14 protein-coding genes and 1 pseudogene are annotated in these 17,744 nt (G+C 72.8%); 6 read left to right on the top strand and 9 right to left on the bottom strand.

Going from position 1 to position 17,744, the window contains the following annotated elements; all coding sequences use genetic code 11:
• The first annotated feature begins 52 nt into the window (after positions 1-52).
• Positions 53-1,393, top strand: a complete 1,341-nt coding sequence (locus tag ACFQ2V_RS18040; RefSeq protein WP_386054266.1) for an amidohydrolase family protein — start codon at positions 53-55, stop codon at positions 1,391-1,393.
• 21 nt (positions 1,394-1,414) lie between these two features.
• Here the strand turns inward: ACFQ2V_RS18040 and ACFQ2V_RS18035 are convergent, their stop codons facing one another.
• From ACFQ2V_RS18035 to ACFQ2V_RS18020, 4 genes are read right to left on the bottom strand one after another with little or no spacing between them, the layout of a single operon-like run.
• On the bottom strand, positions 1,415-1,948 hold the full coding sequence (locus tag ACFQ2V_RS18035) for a CD225/dispanin family protein (RefSeq protein ID WP_386054265.1): 534 nt from the start codon (positions 1,946-1,948) through the stop codon (positions 1,415-1,417).
• On the bottom strand, positions 1,948-2,268 hold the full coding sequence (locus tag ACFQ2V_RS18030) for a rhodanese-like domain-containing protein (RefSeq protein WP_386054264.1): 321 nt from the start codon (positions 2,266-2,268) through the stop codon (positions 1,948-1,950). The genes ACFQ2V_RS18035 and ACFQ2V_RS18030 overlap by 1 nt, the downstream gene beginning before the upstream one ends.
• Positions 2,265-3,284, bottom strand: coding sequence for a DUF1648 domain-containing protein (locus ACFQ2V_RS18025; protein WP_386054263.1), 1,020 nt, complete (start codon positions 3,282-3,284; stop codon positions 2,265-2,267). Before ACFQ2V_RS18025 ends, ACFQ2V_RS18030 begins: the two co-directional genes overlap by 4 nt.
• Complete coding sequence (locus tag ACFQ2V_RS18020; RefSeq protein WP_386054262.1) at positions 3,281-3,637, bottom strand: GntR family transcriptional regulator; 357 nt, start codon at positions 3,635-3,637, stop codon at positions 3,281-3,283. Before ACFQ2V_RS18020 ends, ACFQ2V_RS18025 begins: the two co-directional genes overlap by 4 nt.
• Before the next feature lie 53 nt (positions 3,638-3,690).
• Here ACFQ2V_RS18020 and pdxY point away from each other — a divergent pair, with 53 nt between their 5' ends.
• The 3 genes from pdxY to ACFQ2V_RS18005 all read left to right on the top strand — a co-directional run bounded on the left by pdxY (position 3,691) and on the right by ACFQ2V_RS18005 (position 6,442).
• Positions 3,691-4,539 (top strand): pyridoxal kinase PdxY, encoded by an 849-nt coding sequence (pdxY, locus tag ACFQ2V_RS18015; RefSeq protein ID WP_386054260.1) that lies wholly within the window; start codon positions 3,691-3,693, stop codon positions 4,537-4,539.
• 222 nt (positions 4,540-4,761) lie between these two features.
• Entirely contained in the window at positions 4,762-6,030 is a 1,269-nt protein-coding gene (locus ACFQ2V_RS18010) for an ATP-binding protein (protein WP_386054259.1), read from the top strand.
• Positions 6,031-6,055: 25 nt separating this feature from the next.
• A complete protein-coding gene (locus ACFQ2V_RS18005) occupies positions 6,056-6,442 on the top strand; it encodes a VOC family protein (protein ID WP_386054258.1) in 387 nt (128 codons plus the stop codon).
• Between the two features lie 130 nt (positions 6,443-6,572).
• On the opposite strand, the gene ACFQ2V_RS18000 is transcribed toward ACFQ2V_RS18005, so the two are convergent.
• Complete coding sequence (locus ACFQ2V_RS18000; protein ID WP_386054257.1) at positions 6,573-7,451, bottom strand: LysR family transcriptional regulator; 879 nt, start codon at positions 7,449-7,451, stop codon at positions 6,573-6,575.
• 81 nt (positions 7,452-7,532) lie between these two features.
• Here ACFQ2V_RS18000 and ACFQ2V_RS17995 point away from each other — a divergent pair, with 81 nt between their 5' ends.
• Both ACFQ2V_RS17995 and ACFQ2V_RS17990 read left to right on the top strand, forming a co-directional pair.
• Positions 7,533-7,826 (top strand): hypothetical protein, encoded by a 294-nt coding sequence (locus ACFQ2V_RS17995; RefSeq protein ID WP_386054256.1) that lies wholly within the window; start codon positions 7,533-7,535, stop codon positions 7,824-7,826.
• Between the two features lie 171 nt (positions 7,827-7,997).
• Positions 7,998-9,011, top strand: coding sequence for a YdcF family protein (locus ACFQ2V_RS17990; protein WP_386054255.1), 1,014 nt, complete (start codon positions 7,998-8,000; stop codon positions 9,009-9,011).
• Between the two features lie 14 nt (positions 9,012-9,025).
• Here the strand turns inward: ACFQ2V_RS17990 and ACFQ2V_RS17985 are convergent.
• The 4 genes and pseudogenes from ACFQ2V_RS17985 to ACFQ2V_RS17970 form a co-directional block, all read right to left on the bottom strand.
• A pseudogene (locus tag ACFQ2V_RS17985) lies at positions 9,026-10,575 on the bottom strand (fatty acyl-CoA synthetase).
• Complete coding sequence (locus ACFQ2V_RS17980) at positions 10,572-11,348, bottom strand: enoyl-CoA hydratase/isomerase family protein (protein WP_386054254.1); 777 nt, start codon at positions 11,346-11,348, stop codon at positions 10,572-10,574. The pseudogene ACFQ2V_RS17985 and the gene ACFQ2V_RS17980 overlap by 4 nt, the downstream one beginning before the upstream one ends.
• Before the next feature lie 121 nt (positions 11,349-11,469).
• Positions 11,470-12,006 (bottom strand): hypothetical protein, encoded by a 537-nt coding sequence (locus ACFQ2V_RS17975; protein ID WP_386054253.1) that lies wholly within the window; start codon positions 12,004-12,006, stop codon positions 11,470-11,472.
• A 61-nt stretch (positions 12,007-12,067) separates the two neighbouring features.
• Positions 12,068-17,605, bottom strand: coding sequence for an ATP-binding protein (locus ACFQ2V_RS17970; protein ID WP_386054251.1), 5,538 nt, complete (start codon positions 17,603-17,605; stop codon positions 12,068-12,070).
• Positions 17,606-17,744 lie beyond the last annotated feature (139 nt).

Below are 17,744 nucleotides of genomic sequence, written 5' to 3'. Positions count from 1 at the left end.
AATTGGTATACCAATTGTGCTCACCGACGAGCGTATCCCCCGGAGGTCCCCCATGTGCCTGCACGACCACGACGCCGCCACGACCACGCCGCCCTCGGGCCTCTCCCGTCGGGGCGTGCTCGGCAGCGCAGCGCTCCTCGCCGGCATGACCGCCGCGGGAGTCGCCGCCGCAGCGCCGGCCGACGCCGCCGGCAGAAGCGCAGGCGCCGGCGCCGGCGGCCGCGTCGGCTCGCTGCGCCCGACCACGCCCGCTCCGCTCGTCGTCGAGGGCGGCTCCGTCGTGGACCCCCTGACCGGGCACGTCGTCGACGACGGCGTCGTCGTCCTGCGCGACGGCAAGGTGCTCGCCGTGGGCACGCGCGACGCCACCCGTCGTGCGGTGGCCGAGGTCGGCAGCGCCGCGCGCCGGGTCGACGCGTCGGGCCGCTGGGTCGTGCCCGGCCTCGTCGACGTGCACGTGCACGCCAACGCCCTCGCCGACGCCCGCGCCCTCGTCCACGCCGGCGCCACCTCGGTCCGCAGCGGCTCGTCGACCTTCTACCAGGACGTCGCGATGCGCTCGCTGCCCGACTGGGCACCCGGCCTCGCCCCGCGCATGCGGGCTGCCGGCATCTTCGTCTCACCCCAGCTCGGAGACTCGGCGCTCGCCGACCCCGACCTCGCGCCCATGGCGGCGCTGCCCGGCGGCGTGACCTCGACGGCCGACATCTCCCACGTCACGAAGGTCAACGTCGCACGCGGGGTCGACGTCGTGAAGACCCGCGCCAACCCGCGCGCCGGTCTCGCCGACCAGGACCCGACCGAGCTCGTCTACGACCGCGAGCAGCTCTCGGCCGTCGTGCGTGCCGCGAGCGGGCGGCCCGTCCTCTGCCACGCGTACAGCGAGGAGGGCATCGACGGCGCGGTGCGCGCAGGCGTGCACAGCATCGAGCACGGTGTCTTCGTCGGCGACGCGACGATCTCCGAGATGGCCCGGCGCGGCACCCACTTCACGCCCACGCTGGCCGCGATCACCGGGATGATCGGCTCGAGCAATCCCGTGCTCGACGCCCGCGGCCGGGCCTACACGCCGGTGCTGCAGGCCGCGGTGCGCGAGGCCCACGAGCGCGGCGTCACCATCGTCGCCGGCACCGACTCCTTCGGCACCGACGTCGACCCCATCGGCTCCGAGGTGCGACTGCTCATCGAGGCGGGCCTCAGCCACCTCGAGGCGCTCCGCGCCGCGACGACGTATGCCGCCCGCCTCCTCGGCTGGTCACGGCAGGCCGGGCGACTGGTGCCGGGTGCCTTCGCCGACGTCGTGGTCGTCGACGCGAACCCGCTGGAGGTCGCCGACGCCCTGGAACGCGTGCGCGTCGTCATCGCCCAGGGCGCGGTCGTTCGAGACGCCTGAGCCCGCGCGCAGGGTGGGAGGTCAGAAGTGCGACATGTGGCCGCCGCTCAGGGCCCCGAGGCAGCTGAACAGCAGGAGCGCCCCGGGCCAGATGGCGGCCGCGATGAGGCACCACGTCTTCGCCGCGCGTGAGGCCTTCTGGGCGCCGGCCCAGTCGCCCTGGGCCCAGCGCGGTCTGACCTGCAGCGACTTGACGATCGCCACGACACCGAGGGGCATGAAGCAGACGATCGTGCACACCACCGCCCACCCGAAGTAGGTGGCCGGCGGAGGTCCGACGCGCGGTGTGCCGGGCCACCCGGGAAGGCGGGTGACGGCATACGGAAGCGGTGGCGCAGGGGGCACCCTCGGCGGGACGGGGTCGGTGCGCGGAGGTGGACCGCTCGCCTGCGGGAGCGGCCGTGGAGGGCTCGAGGGTGTCGTCGGGCTCGTCGGGCTCGTCGGGCTCGTCGGTTGGTCGAGCTGGGGCAGCCAGGCGGACCAGCTGTCGTGGGTGGGGTCGACGCCGTCGGTGCCGTCCGGGTCGTCGTCCCGGTCGCGGTCGTGCTGGTTCATCAGAGGATGTTCGGCTCGCCGTCGGCCGAGAGCTGCTTGCCCGCCCGCTGCCACTCGAGCATGCCGCCCTCGACGTTCGCGACGTCGTAGCCCTGGTGCACGAGCCACTGCACGGCGCGGGCGGAGCGGCCGCCCATGCGGCAGACGATGGCGACCGTGTCGTCGGTCTCGGGCAGCTCGTCGAGACGGCTGGGCAGCTCGCCGAGGGGGATGTGGATGGCGTTGGGGGCGTGGCCCGCGGCCCACTCGTCGTCCTCGCGGACATCGACGAGGACGGCGTCGTCGGGCAGCGCGGTCACGGTGGTCGTGGGAATGCTCATGCCCTCATCGTGACACGGCCGCGCGGGTGGGTCATGACCTCCGCGACGCGAGGGTGTTGAGCACGGCGGCAGCCTCGGCTGCGTCGTCGACGGTGACGACGACGCGAGGCTCGCCGGACCCGTTCGACGACGAGGGCCTCGCCCGACCGGGTGACGAAGCCGCGGCTGCCGTCCCGGCCGATGCGCCAGCCGTAGCCGCCGAACTCGCGCAGCGGCGACACGGTGCCGGTGCGGGCCTCGGCGACCCGCTCGAGCGGCACACGGCTCCACGTGACGAAGAGGCTCGTGACCCGCAACCCGTCGGCGTCGACGACGACCCGCGCCGAGCCGGTGAGCACGAGGAGGGCGACGATCGCCGCTGCGAGCAGGAGCAGCCACGGCGTGCCGAGGACGGCGACGACGACCAGCGGCGTGATCGCGACCAGCACGATGAGCAGGATGCCGACGTCGGGCAGGGCTGCGTGGCCCGTCCAGGCGACGCGGGTCGTGTCGGGCACGTCGAGGCGGACCGCGTCGGCGGGCACGTGGCGCGTGGCGCCGCCGAGGGCGGGAGGCCGCAGGCGCCCCCAGCGCCAGAGCGCGACTCCCACGACACCGGCGAGGACGAGTGTCGGCACGAGCCAGCTCGTCGGGAAGGCGTGGGCGACCTCGCCGGGCCGTTGCGACGTGAGGCCGCCGAAGAGCAGGCCGCCCAGGAAGGCGGCCACTGCTCCGCCGACACCGGCGATCGGCCCGCGGGCGCTGCGGTGCCAGGCCGCGCCGATCGCGACGAAGAGGAGGGGGAGCGCGGCCGTCATGACGGCAGCGGTGACGACGGCCTCGGTGAGCGAGGAGAACCGGTCGGGGCGGCCGTCGGCTGCCCAGTGCACGGCGACGCGCTCGGGCACGCGGTCGCGGACGGCATACGTGAGCAGGAGCCCGGCGCCGGCGAGCACCGGCCCGACGACGGCGCTCGCGGCGAGGGCGTGCGTCGGGCGCCGGTCGGCGGCGGCGCTGGTGGTGGCTGGCGTGGTCATCGCTGGAACTCGCTCTCGATGAGTCGGGTGAGGTCGGTGGGTGTGGCGCCGGTGAGGCGGGCCTCGGCGACGAGGTCGGCCACCAGGGAACGCAGGCGCGCATCGCTCGCCGGGTCGGCGGCCGTGACGACGGCGCCACGCCCGCGGCGCAGGTCGATCAGGCCCTCGTCGCGCAGCGACTGGTACGCACGGAGGACGGTGTGGAGGTTGACGTCGAGCACCCCGGCGACCTCCTTGGCCGACGGCAGCCGGTCGCCGCGCCCGAGGCGCCGGGCAACCATCTCGCGGCGCACGCACGCCGCGACCTGGACGTGGAGCGGCGTGCTCGAGGTCGGGTCCACCTGCCACAACATAGTTTGATTATGACTATAACTATGCCATGTTTGCAAACCACTAGGGTGGGCGGGTGAAGATCCTGTCGATCCAGTCCCACGTCGCCTACGGCCACGCCGGCAACTCGGCCGCGGTCTTCCCGCTCCAGCGGCTGGGCCACGAGGTCTACCCCGTGCTGACCGTGACCTTCAGCAACCACACCGGCTACGGCTCGACCCGCGGTCCGCTCATCGCCCCGGCGGACGTCGCGGCCGTCATCGACGGCGTCGAGGAGCGGGGCGCGTTCCCGACCGTCGACGCGGTGCTCTCGGGCTACCAGGGCGCCGAGTCGGTCGGCGAGGTCGTGCTCGACGCCGTCGCCCGCGTCAAGGAGGCCAACCGGGCCGCCGTCTACTGCTGCGACCCGGTCATGGGTGACGTCGGGCGCGGCTTCTTCGTGCGCGAGGGCATCCCCGAGTACATGCGCGACCACGTCGTGCCCCGGGCCGACATCGTCACGCCGAACCAGTTCGAGCTCGAGTTCCTCGTCGGGCGCGAGGTGAGGTCGCAGGCCGACCTCGTCGCGGCGGCGCGCGAGCTCGTCGGCCGTGGGCCTCGGGTCGTCCTCGTCACCTCGGCCCTGACGTCCGACACCCCGGAAGGCTCGATCCAGATGGCGTGCGTCACGGGCGACGACGCGTGGCTCGTGACCACGCCGTTGCTGCCGATGACGGTGCGCGGTGGCGGCGACGTGACGGCGGCGGTCTTCCTGGCGCACTTCCTGACCGACGGCCCCGAGGCGGCCCTGCGCCGCACTGCGGCCACCATGTATGCCGTGCTCGAGCGCACGCACGCGAGCGGCTCCGACGAGATGCTGCTCGTCGCCGAGCAGGACGCGATCGCGTCTCCCGACGAAGTCTTCGAAATTGTGTCGATCAGTTGACCGCTGCGCCCCGGTGGGCGTTATAGTCGCAACGCGCCGTTCCGCATGACCACCCCTGACCGTGCGGAACGGCGCTTTTTCATGCCGGAATTCGATGGAATCCGAATCAAGTCACTTCGGATCCCGGCGAGATGGTGGCTGGGCGACCAGCGTCACGACGCGCCGATGCCGCTCTCTGTGAATGTCTCGGATAGTGGGTAGAGAGGCGTATAGCCTCCGATCGTGGACCCGATCACGAACCCGTACGCCCCGGGCGCGGGCCAGCGCCCGCCCGAGCTCGCCGGTCGCGACGAGCAGCTGCGCACCTTCGACGTCGTGCTCGAGCGCATCGCACGCGGCAGGTCCGAGCGGTCCATCGTGCTGACCGGCCTGCGCGGCGTCGGCAAGACGGTGCTGCTCAACGCGCTCCGGTCTTCGGCCGTGCGTGCCGACTGGGGCACGGGCAAGTTCGAGGCGCGGCCCGACCAGCGCCTGCGCCGGCCGCTCGCCGCCGCGGCCCACCAGGCGGTGCGCGAGCTCGGGCACCCACGCAGCGACGAGGTCGACCAGGTGCTCGGCATCATCAAGGCCTTCGCGCTGCGCGAGGCGCCCAGCGGGGCCAGGCTGCGCGACCGGTGGCAGCCCGGCATCGACGTGCCGGCCGTGTCGGGCCGCGCCGACTCCGGCGACATCGAGATCGACCTCGTCGAGCTCTTCACCGACATCGGCGGCCTCGCGGCCGACGTCGGCAAGGGCGTCGCCTTCTTCATCGACGAGATGCAGGACCTCGACCCGGAGGACGTGTCGGCCCTCTGCGCGGCCTGCCACGAGATCTCGCAGTCGGGCCTGCCGGTCATCGTCGTCGGCGCGGGCCTGCCCCACCTGCCCGCCGTGCTGTCGGCGTCGAAGTCCTACTCCGAGAGGCTCTTCCGCTACTCACGCATCGACCGCCTGCCTCGCGATGCCGCTGACCACGCCCTCGTCGGCCCGGCCTCCGAGGAGGGCTGCGACTTCACGCCCGAGGCCCTCGACGAGATGTACGCCGTCACGGCCGGTTACCCCTACTTCATCCAGGCGTACGGCAAGGTCGTGTGGGACGTCGCGCCCTCGTCGCCGGTCACCGCCCAGGACATCCGGGTCGCCGTGCCCGAGGCCGAGTCCGAGCTGGCCGTGGGCTTCTTCGGCTCACGCTTCGAGCGGGCCACGCCTGCCGAGCGCGAGTACCTCCGCGCCATGGCCGACGCGGCCCTCGTGAACCCGCTTGGGGGGCAGGGGGATTCGCGAGCCGACGCCGGCGTCGAAGGTGGCCACGCGGCATACGGCCGTGACGGCCTGCAGGAGCGCGAAGCCGTGCCGACCTCGGCCGTCGCCGACGTGCTCGGCCGCAAGCCGCAGTCGCTCTCGCCGGCCCGTGACGCCCTCATCAAGAAGGGCCTCATCTACTCCGGCGAGCGCGGCCTCATCGCGTTCACCGTGCCCCACTTCGGGCGCTACCTGCGCACCCAGTCCTGAGCGAAGGAGCTGTAACTCGATGCAGATGAAGCTGGAACTGATCCCGCTGCCGGTCTCGGACGTCGACCGGGCCATCGACTTCTACGAGGGGAGGCTCGGGTTCACCAAGGACGTGGACGTGCGTCCCGCCGAAGGGATCCGGGTCGTGCAGCTGACGCCGGAGGGCTCGGGCTGCTCCGTCGGGTTCGGCACGGGCCTGGACGTGTACGCCGGTGAGCCCGGGAGCGTCCGGGGCCTGCACCTCGTCGTGGACGACCTCGACGCGGCCCGCGCCGAGCTCGTGCGGCGCGGCGTCGAGGTCGGCGACATCCACGACTTCGGGGGCGGCGTACGGGGTGCGGAGTTCTCCGACCCCGACGGCAACGGGTTCGAGCTGCAGGAGATGGCCTGGCGCAGAGGGGCGGAGTACTAGCAGCAAGGCGCGGTTCCGCCACGAGTGCGGGTTCGCGTCACGAGTGAGAGGTGCACGGCCCACCGCTGGCGGGGCCGTGCACCTCTGGCGGAAGAGCGCACCCACGGATCGGTGCCGACCGTCGTCGGTGTCAGCCGATGAGCTCCTGGAGCAGCTCGACCGCTCGACGGGCGGCGCTGTTGCCGGCGGGATCCCGCACGACCGCCGCGATGTGCCGCACCGGCGTGGGCGAGGTCAGCGGCAGCACGCGCACCTCGGGCGGGATGATCCGTGCGGCGAGCTGGGGGACGGCGGTGATGCCGACCCCGGCCTTGACGAAGGCGATCGCGGTGATGTGATCCTGGGCCTGCACCGGGAAGCGCGGCTGGAACCCCGCCGACTCGCACGCCGCGGCGAAGATGCGCGAGCACGTCGTGTGCGGAAGGTCGTTGCGGATCCAGGTGTCGCCGGCCAGCTGAGTCAGGTTCACCTCGTCCTCGCCCGCGAGCGGGTGGTCGGCCGGGAGGACCACCACGAAGGGGTCGACGGCGAGCGGCACGCGCCTCGAACCGGCCGGGTCCTGCGCCCCCGGGGTGTCGATGACGATGTCGAGGTCGAGCGTCGCGCCGGCGTACTCCGGGATCTCGGTGAGCACGAGCTCGAGGGTGATGTCGGGCATCTCGGTGGTGAGACGTCGGGCCAGGGTGGGCATCCACTCGGCCCCGGCGGACGCGAAGTAGCCGATCGTCAGCAGTCCGGACCGACCCTCGCGCAGGTCGTCGACCACGCGGTCGAGCCGGCTCAGCTCGCCCATCAGGTCGTTGGTGTTCGCGACGAGGGAGCGCGCCGCCGCGGTCGGGGTCAGGCCGCGGCCCTCGCGCTCGAAGAGCGTCAGGCCGGTCTCCTTCTGCAGCGCCGAGATCTGCTGGCTGATGGCCGAGGGTGTGTAGCCGAGGTTGTCGGCGGCGGCCTGGATCGAGCCGCTCGCCATGACGGAGCGGAACACCCGGATGCGGTGCGTGTCGAGCATGCTCCAATGCTACAGCAGTTCTTAAGAGTGGTGAAGAAAACATCGCTTGTGCTGAATAGTGCAAGGTTGGATCATAGAAGCATGACGACACGCAGCCTCTCCCTCACGTCCCTCACGTCCCTCCGTTCCTTCGCCGCCTCGGCCCGTCGCGGGCACCTCGCCGGCAGCTCGGGCAGCTTCTCGCTCACCGCCGACCGCGACCTCGACCGCGTCGCCGGCGACCTGCTCGCCGTCGCGCACGCCGACCCCGAGCGGCTCTCGGCAGTCCCGGCCGCCGCGCTCGCAACCCCCGTCGACCTCGGCGCCCGTCGGGCCCGCAGCACCTCCGGCACCTCGGCCCCGCGCGCCAGCGCACCCCACGCGCAGGCCAGCTGACCGCGTACGCGAGTCGTCGCGCACGGAGGAACGGCCGGTCGGGCACTCGCCCGACCGGCCGTTCGCTGCGTCCGGCACGTCGAAGGGGCTGATGGGCCCCTCACCGGGACCGATCGGCCGATCGGACCGCCCGGTTTCGCACCGCCGCCCACCGGACGGCATGCTCGAGGCATGCCCGCGCCCGTCGACGTCCTGCTCGCCGTCGCGGGAGTGGCGCTGCTCCTGCTCGCCCTCCGGTCGTCGAAGGTCGAGCCACGGAGATGGCGCAACGGCGTTCTCGTCACCGGATCTCTATGGGCCGCAAGCGCGCTCGCGCTCGACGTGCTGTCGCCGGCCACCCCGGCAGTGGCCGTGCTGGCCCTGCCGTGGCTCGCAGCCGTGGTGCTCGGGCTGCTCTTCGTCGGCGGGGCCGTCTCTGCCGCCGTGCGTGACGGCCGCGGCCTCGCCGGGATGCTCGCGATCGTCCTCGGCGTCGCGATGGTCGCCGCGACCGTCCTCGCGACGGCCGCCGCACTAGCGGGCCACCCGCTGCCCGTGGCCGGCGTGACCGTCCTGCTGCTGCCCGGCTACCCCGGGCTCGCCTTCATCAGCTACCTGCTCTACTGCCTGCTGCAGAGGCGCGCCGACGCCCGACCCGCACCCGTAGCGGTCGTGGTGCTCGGCTCGGGCCTGGTCGACGGCACGGTCCCGACCCTGCTCGCCAACCGGCTCGACGCCGCGATCGAGGTCTGGCGCGCCGAGCGTGGTGCCGGGCGGGCGCCCCTCGTGCTGCCGAGCGGCGGACAGGGCGACGACGAGCCGATGCCCGAGGGCGTGGCCATGGCGGCGTACCTCGTCGCCCGCGGCCTGCCCACGAGCGCCGTCGCCACGGAGGACCGCGCGACGACGACCGAGGAGAACCTGCTGCTCTCGCGCGAGATCCTGCGCTCCCGCAGCCTCGCCGAGGACGGGCACCTTCGAGTCGTGACGAGCAGCTACCACGTCGGCCGGTCGGCCCTCATCACCCGCAGCCTCGGCATCGACGCCGACGTCACCGGCTCACCCGCGGCCTGGCACTTCGTGCCGAGCGCCTTCCTGCGCGAGTTCCTCGCCGCCGTCACTTACCGCCCGCGCACCAACGTGGCCGGCCTTCTCCTGTGGGCCTGCGGGGTCGCGCTGCTCGCGTATGCCGCCTGGCCGAGCTGAGCAGGCCGCCACCGTCAGCCGGTGGCGGAGCCACCCCCGCCGTCCCTGGAGAGGTCGTCGCGGAGCACCCGCTTGAGCAGCTTGCCGCTCTGGTTGCGGGGCAGCCCGTCTGCGAAGTGGATCGCCTTGGGCAGCTTGAACGGGGCGAGCGTCGCCCTGGCGTGCTCGAGCAGCTCGGCCTCGGTGGCGGAGTGCCCGTCGCGCAGCACGACGACCGCGGTGACGGCCTCGACCCACCGCTCGTGCGGGGTCGCGATGACGGCGACCTCGGCGACGGCGGGGTGCGTGTAGAGCGCGTCCTCGACCTCGCGCGAGGCGACCATGACGCCGCCGGTGTTGATGACGTCCTTGATGCGGTCGACGACGGTGAGGTGCCCCTCGTCGTCGCGGGTCACGAGGTCGCCGGAGTGGAACCACCCGTCACGGAACGCCTCCTCGGTGTCGTCGGGCTTGCCCCAGTAGCCGGTGCACAGCTGCGGCGACCGGTAGAGCAGCTCGCCCGGCTCGCCGGGGGCCACGTCGGTGCCTTCGGCACCGACGACGCGCGCTTCGACGAACAGCACGGTGCGCCCGCACGCCTCGGGCCGCGCCTCGTGCTCCTCGGGCCTCAGTACCGTGGCAAGGGGGCCGATCTCGGACTGCCCGAAGCAGTTCCAGAAGCCGAGGTCGGGCAGCCGCTGCTGCAGCCGGTCCCGCACAGGCACCGGCATGATCGAGGCGCCGTAGTACGCCTTGCGCAGCGAGCCGAGGTCGGCCGTGTCGAGAGCGGGGTGGTTCGACAGCGGCACCCACACGGTCGGTGCGAGGAAGAGCGACCCGATGCGCTCGGTGGCCACCGTGTCGAGGATCGTCGGCACGTCGGGCCGCGTGAGGAGGTGGTTCGTCGCCCCGACCGCGAGGTAGGGCAGGAGGAAGACGTGCATCTGGGCCGAGTAGAGAGCGGCATCGAGTGCAGCGGCGCGTCGCCCTCGCGCAGGTCGAGCCCGACGATGCACGAGACGTACTCGTGCACGAGGGCCCGGTGCGTCATCATCGCGCCCTTGGGCTGTGACGTCGTGCCGGAGGTGTAGAGCAGCTGCACGAGGTCGGTGTCGGCTCGGTCCACGTCGAGCACCGGCACGTCGCCGGAGCTCCAGAGCGGGAGCAGCGCGTCGTCACCGCCGTGGAGCAGCAGCACCTGCTCGAGCGCGGTGCCCTCGCGAACCGCCTCGACGGCGTCGCGCAGCGCGACGTCGACCAGGGCCACCCGGGCACCCGAGTCGCCCAGCAGGTAGGTCAGCTCACGCCCGGTCAGCGCGTAGTTGACGGGCACGTGGACGAGCCCCGCGCGGGCGCAGCCGAGGAACGCGAGCAGGTACGCGTCGGAGTTGAGGCCCACGGTCGCGACCCGGTCGCCGGCGGTGAGCCCGAGACCCAGCAGGTGCGCGGCGGCCCGGGTGACGGCGTCGTCGAGTGCGGCATACGTCCACGTGCGGTCCTCGAAGACGAGCGCCGTGCGGTCCGGGTGGCGCGCGGCGCTGCGTCGGACGATGTCGTCGACGGTGCTCGACGTGGTGACGTTCACTCGGTGTCTCCGTTCGGTGTGGCGAAGGCGGTGATGAGGGCCTCGGCGTCCGGGGTGCCCGACAGGCGCGCGATGGTGGCGGCCTCGTCGGCCAGCTGGGCGGCATACGACCGCTGGGGTGCGAGGTGCAGGAGACGGGCGGCCTCGCCGACTGCCTCGCGCGGCAGGGCCGCGATGTCCGCGACGACCTCACCGGCCCGGGCGTCGAGGTCGTCGAGGTCGCAGACCTCGGTGACGAGCCCCCAGTCGAGGGCGGTGGCCGCGTCGATGGGCGCCCCGGTCAGCAGGAACAACGCAGCCCGCCTGGCGCCGACCGCCGCCGGGAGCAAGGCGCTCACGCCGCAGTCGGGCGACAGCCCCACCGACGGGTATGCCGCCACGAACGTCGCGTGCTCGGCCGCGACGACGATGTCGGCGGCGAGCAGCAGGCCCACCCCCGCACCTGCCGCCGTGCCCTGGACCACCGCGACGACGGGGACCGGCAGCGCACGCAGCGCGGTGAGGGTCTCGTGGAGCACCCCGGCGAGCTCCGCGACGAACGCCGCCCGGTCAGGCGCGGCCGACATGGCCCGCACGTCGCCGCCGGCGCAGAAGAGGCGTCCGTCGGCCCGCACCACGACGACGTGGACCTCGTGGACCGTCCGGCCGATCTCCGTGACCGCGTCGCGCAGCATGAGCGCGGCCGGCAGGTCGAAGGCGTTGCCGGCGTCGGGGCGGCCCAACCGGATCGTGGCCACGCCGTCCGACACCGACAGGAGCGGCAGCGTCGTCACCCGGTCATCCTGCCCCGCAGATGTGCTCGGGACCAGAGCCTGGACGGAACTCGCCCGCGTGTACAGCAGGCGCGAGCAGGACCCTGGCCGCTGCACACGGCGCCAGCTGGCTCGGGCAGCGCTACTTCAGGAGCGCCGCGATGCCGATCGCGCCGAAGGCGACGACGAGCGCCACGACGGTGAGGCCGGCCACCCAGAGGGCGCCGCGCTGCTCGCCGTTCATGCGCTCCTTCCAGCCCAGCTCCCGTGCCACGCCACGAACGAGGTCGCGCCCCTCGCCCGCGCGGAACGAGTAGTCGACGACCTTGCCCACCTTGCCGGTGTCGGCGTCGACGCCGAGCTCGATGCGCCGCGAGTACTTCATGACGCGACCGCGACTAAACTTCTTCCGGGCCGTGAGACGCGCCCCGCCGGCCCCGGCCGAGGCGCCGTAGCTGACCTCGTTGTCGACGTCGGTGATGCCGTAGCGCCCGTCGTCCCTGAGGTGCACCTCGTGGGTGAAGACACTCTCGAGGCGGTGCGCGGCGGTGAGCGTGAGCCAACGCTTGCTGGCCACGTCGACGGTCAGGTCGAAGCCGTACGGCTGCTCCGTGACGGCATACGGTGTGCCTTCGGCGGCACGGCGGACACCCTCGACGAACTCCTGCTTGGTGCTCATGGACTCCCCTGTGGTCGTGCTGTACCGGGCGGTCGCGCAGGCTCGCGCGACCGCCCGAAGACTAGCCGTCGAGCGCTGCCTCCAGCGCGGCGATGATGCGCGGGCGCATCTCATGGGCCCCGATGACGGCGTCGACGGAACCGACCGACACGGCCCTGTGGATGCTGTGCACCGAGTCGAACTCGGACGCGACCTGGCTCAGCTTCTCGGCGCGCACCGAGGTGCGCAGGTCGGCGAGCTCCGTTGCGAGCCGGGCTCGCTCGACGCCCGAGGCGGCGGCGACCTGCGCCTCGAGCTCGGTGATGCGCGGGTCGGAGGCCGTGCGGGCGTCGACGTCGCGCGAGAACACGACGGCCGCAGCCGGCGCCCCACCGAGCACCGACGCGAACGAGCCCTCGACGGCGAGCACCGTCATGCGCGGGTTCAGCGTCTTCGAGAACACGACGAACGCGCCGCCGTGGTAGCGCGAGACGACGGTGAAGACGATCGGGCCGTCGAAGTTGACGATGGCACGACCGATCTCGGCGCCGTACTCGAGCTGCAGCGCCCGCATCGACTCCGGTGAGCCGTCGAAGCCCGACAGGTTGGCCAGCACGACGACGGGCCGGTTGCCGCTCGCCGCGTTGATCGCCCGCGCGACCTTCTTGGACGACCGCGGGAAGAGCGTGCCCGCCGTGTAGGTGTCGGGTCCGTCGGTGGGCGGGAAGCCCCGTCGCGCAACGGACTTGCTCTCGATGCCGATGAGCGTCACCGGGATGCCCCCGAGGTGGGCGTCCTGCACGACGGCGGTCTCGGCGTCGGCCATGCCGGCCCAGCGCTCGAGCGTCGCGTGGTCCTGGTCGGACACGGCGCGCATGAGCGTGCGGATGTCGAAGGGCTTCTTGCGGTCGGGGTTGGTGAGCGAGCTGAAGATCTCGCCGACCGTCTTGAAGTCCGAGCCGGGTGCGTCGTGCGCGGACAGCGTGACGTCACGGTGGGTCGGGTCGCTCGTCGGCACGCGCCGCGGACCCGACTCGCCGGGGGCGACGTACGCGTGGTCGTAGTGCGCCATGAGGATGTCGCGGGCGCCGGCGAGGTCCTTGGCCCAGTACTGCGCCTGGCCGTTGGGGCCCATGACGCGGTCGTAGCCGCCGATGCCGAAGTTGTCCTCCGCCGAGACGCCGCCCGAGAAGTCGAGTGACTGCTTGCCGGTGAGCACCATGGCGCTGTCGGGCGTCATGACGAGGATGCCCTTGGTGTGCATGAGCATCGTCGCCTCGGCGTTCCAGTAGGGCTGGGCGCCGACGTTGATGCCGGCGACGACGATGTTGATCTCGCCGCCCGCCTGGGTGAACTCGATGATCCGCTTGAGGGCGCGGGCCACCCAGTCCATGTTCTCGGTGCCGGAGTCCATGGAGATGCGGGCGCCGGCCGAGAGGGAGTACCACTCGAGCGGCACGCGCATCTTCTCGGCGAGGTCGATCGCCGCGATGACCCGGGCGCACTCGGCCTCGGCGACCGAGCCGAGCGACCGCAGCGGGTCGCCCGACAGCACGACCCGGGTGACGCCCTCGGGGTGACGCGCCGTCGGCGAGGTGACGACGGCGACGATGATGCCGGCCTTGTTGAGGCCCTGCGGACGGTCGACCGGCACGAGGGAGCCCGTGTCGTCGAGGTCGTGCTCGACCACGGTGCCGCCGTCGCCGGCGATCATCGACTGCAGCTCGTACGGGTAGACGAGGCCGCGGCGGCGGGCCCGGACGACCTTCGAGGCGTAGTCGTCGAGGGGCTTGAGCGGCTCGGTGGGCGGGGCGCCGACCGAGGCGACGACACCCGAGCCCGGCTGGTAGTAGAAGCGGCCCGCGATCGCGAGCGGCGCGGCGTCGGGGGTGCCGGCGACGGTCGCCTGGACGAGAACCTCCTCGATGCCCGCGCCTGCGGTGACCGGGGCGATCTTGCTGCGCAGGGCGGTGAGCTGGCCCAGGTCGGCCTCGATCGTGGGCCAGATCTGCACCCACACGTGGTTCATGTCGAGCTTCGAGCCCTTGGCGCCGCGGGAGGCGCGCACGCGGCGGATCGCCTCGAGGCAGTTGGCGATGGCACGCTCGACGTGCGGCAGGCCCGAGACCTGGCCGGCCTCGTCACGGACGACGACGATCTGGCGCACCTGGGCGAGCGCGACGAGGCGCGTGTCCTCGGGGTTGTCCTTCGCCACGCACTCGTAGAGCAGGACGTCCTCGGGGGCGTCGAGGCGCGTCACGTCGAAGGCGGTGAGCCGCCACAGGTTGAGGCGCCGGCCGACCATCGGGTGCACTCCGCGGACGAGACGGTCCTCGACGAGCGTGCCGTCGACGGGGCGGAAGGTGAAGTAGCCGACCGGACGGTCCTGCCCGGCGCTCACGGCGATGGCGACGCGGCGTACGTCCTGGGCGAACGGGAGCTGCTGGAGCAGCGCCCCGAGCTGGTCGCTCGCCCCGTCGGGCGACGGCGGCTCCTGCGGCCAGCGCAGGTAGAGGTCGACGACGGACTGGAGGCCGGTGGCGCGCGACCACACGTCGTTGGAGACGGCGGTGTCGAGGGCGCTGCCCGGCGTCAGCTCGTCGACCGAGCCGATCGTCGACGTGAGGTGCGTCGGGCGGTCGTCGAGAGTGTAGTCGGCGACGGCGAACGGCCGGTCGGCCTCGGAGAAGGTGCGCAGACCGTGCAGCTCGTGCTCGCGGTAGTGCCGCTTGATGAGCACCTCGAGCATCGGCTCGTGCTCGGGCAGGCTGTCGGGCGACTGCTCGTGCAGGCGCTCGGCGAGGAAGCGCACGATCTGCTCGGGGATGGCGGCCAGCTCGTCGACGCGGGCCGTGTGGTCGGGGGCGTCGGGCTCTGCGGCGAGGGCCGCCAGCTTGTCGCGGACGCCGGCCAGCACGCTCTCGCGGTCCTCGTCGACGAGCGGCTGGTCGAACCAGCGGAAGCGGACGCTGCGCGCGAGGTCGCCGATGACCGGGAAGCGCAGCTGGGTCGCGACGACGAGCCGGTCGAGCGCGTCGCGGGCGGCGACGTCCAGGGGCGCCGTCGGGATCGGCTCGGCGAGCCAGCGCTGAAGGATCGAGGTCGCGAGCTGCACCTCGGGGGCCGAGCGCTGCTGGGCGAGGAAGACGCGGAACACCGCCTCCTCGAGGTCGGGCGTGCGCTCGAAGTCGGCGACGCCGTAGTGACGCAGCACCCGGGCGAGCTTGTCGCGGAAGTCGGCCGACAGCCCGGCCCGCTCCACGTCGAGGCTCTGCAGGTACGAGTGGAAGTGCTCGCGCGGGCTGTGCACGAGCAGCTCGGTGTGGCGCTCCTCGGCCGCGGGACGGTTGCGGCTCAGCTCGGCGAAGTCGGTGAGGAGCTCGAGGATCGCGATCTCCTCGGCGAGCGGCACGGCGCCGTCCGCGGCCAGCTCGTCACGTGCCGTGAGGTAGCCGGACAGCATCCGGGCGTTGCCCGTCGGGTCGATGTCGAAGCCGAGCACGCTCGCGGAGAGGTCTTCGATGCCGCGGTCGACCCGCTCGCGGACGGTCGCGCTGTGGGCGCTCGCGTCGGGCAGGTCGAGGTCGACGCCGGCGGAGTCGGAAGTCTCGGCGACCTCCTCCTCGCCACCGGTCGGCTCGAGGCGCACGAGCGGGGCGCCGGTCTCGACCTGGCTGCCGACGGCGACGAGCAGCTCGCGCACCCGCGCCGGGAACGGCGCGGGCAGCACCGTCTCCATCTTCATCGACTCGAGCACGAGCACCGGGGCGCCCGCGGCGACCTCCGCGCCGACCTGGACCGGCGTGGCGACGACGAGCGCGGGCGCGGGCGACCGGACGACGCCGCCCTCGTCGCGGGAGACGCGGTGCGTCACGCCGTCGACCTCGACGAGGTGGACGGGGCCGTGGGTGGCTGTGATGAGGCGGTGCGAGCGGCCCTCGACGACGATGCGGCCGGAGTACTCGTCGATGCGGTCGATGGTCGCGTCGACGACGTGCGGCTCGCCCCCGTTGGTGATGCTGACGCGGTAGCGGTGGCCGGCGGTGCGCAGCACCATGACCTTGTATGCCGTGCCGCGCAGCTTCAGGTCGATGGCGCGGCCGACGGCGTGCTGGACCTGCGGGCGGCCGCCTCGGGCGGACTCGAGCAGGCGAGCGCGCTCGATGGCCTCGGCGTCCTCGTAGGCCTCGATGCCGGCGGCGACGAGCGCGACGCCGGAGTGACGGTGTGACACGAGGCGGCCCTCGGCGCGCACGCGGTCGATCCAGCCGGTGTCGGCCGAGCCGTCGATGATCTCGGGCTGGTCGAGCAGGTCGAGGATGAAGCTCTTGTTCGTCGACCCTCCGTCGATGACGACGGTCGTCTCGGCCATGGCGCGACGCAGCCGGGCGAGGGCCTCGTCGCGGTCGCGGCCGTAGGCGATGATCTTGGCGATCATCGAGTCGAAGTCGGCCGGGATCGAGTCGCCTTCTCCGACACCGGTGTCGACGCGGATGCCGGGCCCGGCGGGAAACTGCAGCAGGCTGATGCGGCCGGGGCTCGGGGCGAAGTCGCGGTCGGGGTCCTCGGCGTTGAGGCGGGCCTCGACGGCGTGGCCGCGCTGGGTGGGCCGGCCGCCCTCGAGCTCGTCGAGCCGGCCGCCGTTCGCGACGTGGATCTGGAGCTTGACGAGGTCGGTGTCGGTGACGACCTCGGTGATCGGGTGCTCGACCTGCAGGCGCGTGTTGACCTCGAGGAAGGCGAAGAAGCGCTCGCCCGGGTGGTAGAGGAACTCGACGGTGCCGGCTCCGGCGTAGCCGACCGCGATCGCGAGCCGCTCGGCGCTGGCGCGGACCTCGTCCTCCTGCTCGCTCGTGAGCACGGGTGAGGCGGACTCCTCGATGACCTTCTGGTTGCGACGCTGCACCGAGCAGTCGCGCACGCCGACCGCCCACGCGGAGCCCTGGCCGTCGGCGATGACCTGCACCTCGATGTGGCGTGCGCCGGTGACGAGCTTCTCGAGGAAGACCACGCCCGAGCCGAAGGCGCGCTCGGCCTCGTCGCGGGTGCGCTCGTAGGCGTCGGTGAGGTCGGCGTCGGAGTCGACGCGGCGGATGCCGCGCCCGCCACCGCCGGCGGTCGCCTTGAGCATGAGCGGGTAGCCGATGCGAGCGGCCGCGGCCTTCGCGTCGTCGAGCGTGTCTACGCCGCCACGGCTCCACGGCGCGACGGGCACGCCGACCTCCTCGGCGATGAGCTTGCTGCCGATCTTGTCGCCCAGCTTGCGCATGGCCTCGGGGCTCGGACCGATGAAGGTGACGCCGACTCGCTCGCACAGCTCGGCGAAAGCGGGGTCCTCGGCGACGAAGCCCCAGCCGACCCACGCGGCGTCGGCGTTCGTCTCGCGCAGCGCCTTCTCGAGCACGGCGTGGTCGAGGTAGGGGCGTGCCGATGCCGGCCCGAGGTCGTAGGCGTGGTCGCTCTCGCGGACGAACATGGCCCGCCGCTCGCCCTCGGTGTGCAAGGCGACCGTCTCGATGCGGTGACCGCCGGGGCCTGTGCCCGCGTTGAGGTCACGCACGGCGTGGATGAGGCGCATGGCGGCCTCACCGCGGTTGACGATCGCGATCCGCGAGATCATCGAGCAGGTCTCCTTCGTCGTGCCTCCGCCCGGCAGGGCGCGTGGCGCTCGTCACGCCACACCCGCAGCCTTCCACTCATCGATGGCGACCCGCGAGTAGACATCGCGGAGGTTTGCCGAGCGGCCTCATGGAACCGTC

Origin of the sequence: Terrabacter terrigena (assembly GCF_042676085.1) — a bacterium.
GTDB classification, from domain to species: domain Bacteria; phylum Actinomycetota; class Actinomycetes; order Actinomycetales; family Dermatophilaceae; genus Terrabacter; species Terrabacter terrigena.
The sequence above is the reverse complement of the archived record's forward strand: the minus strand, read 5'-3'. Positions and strand labels throughout refer to the sequence as shown.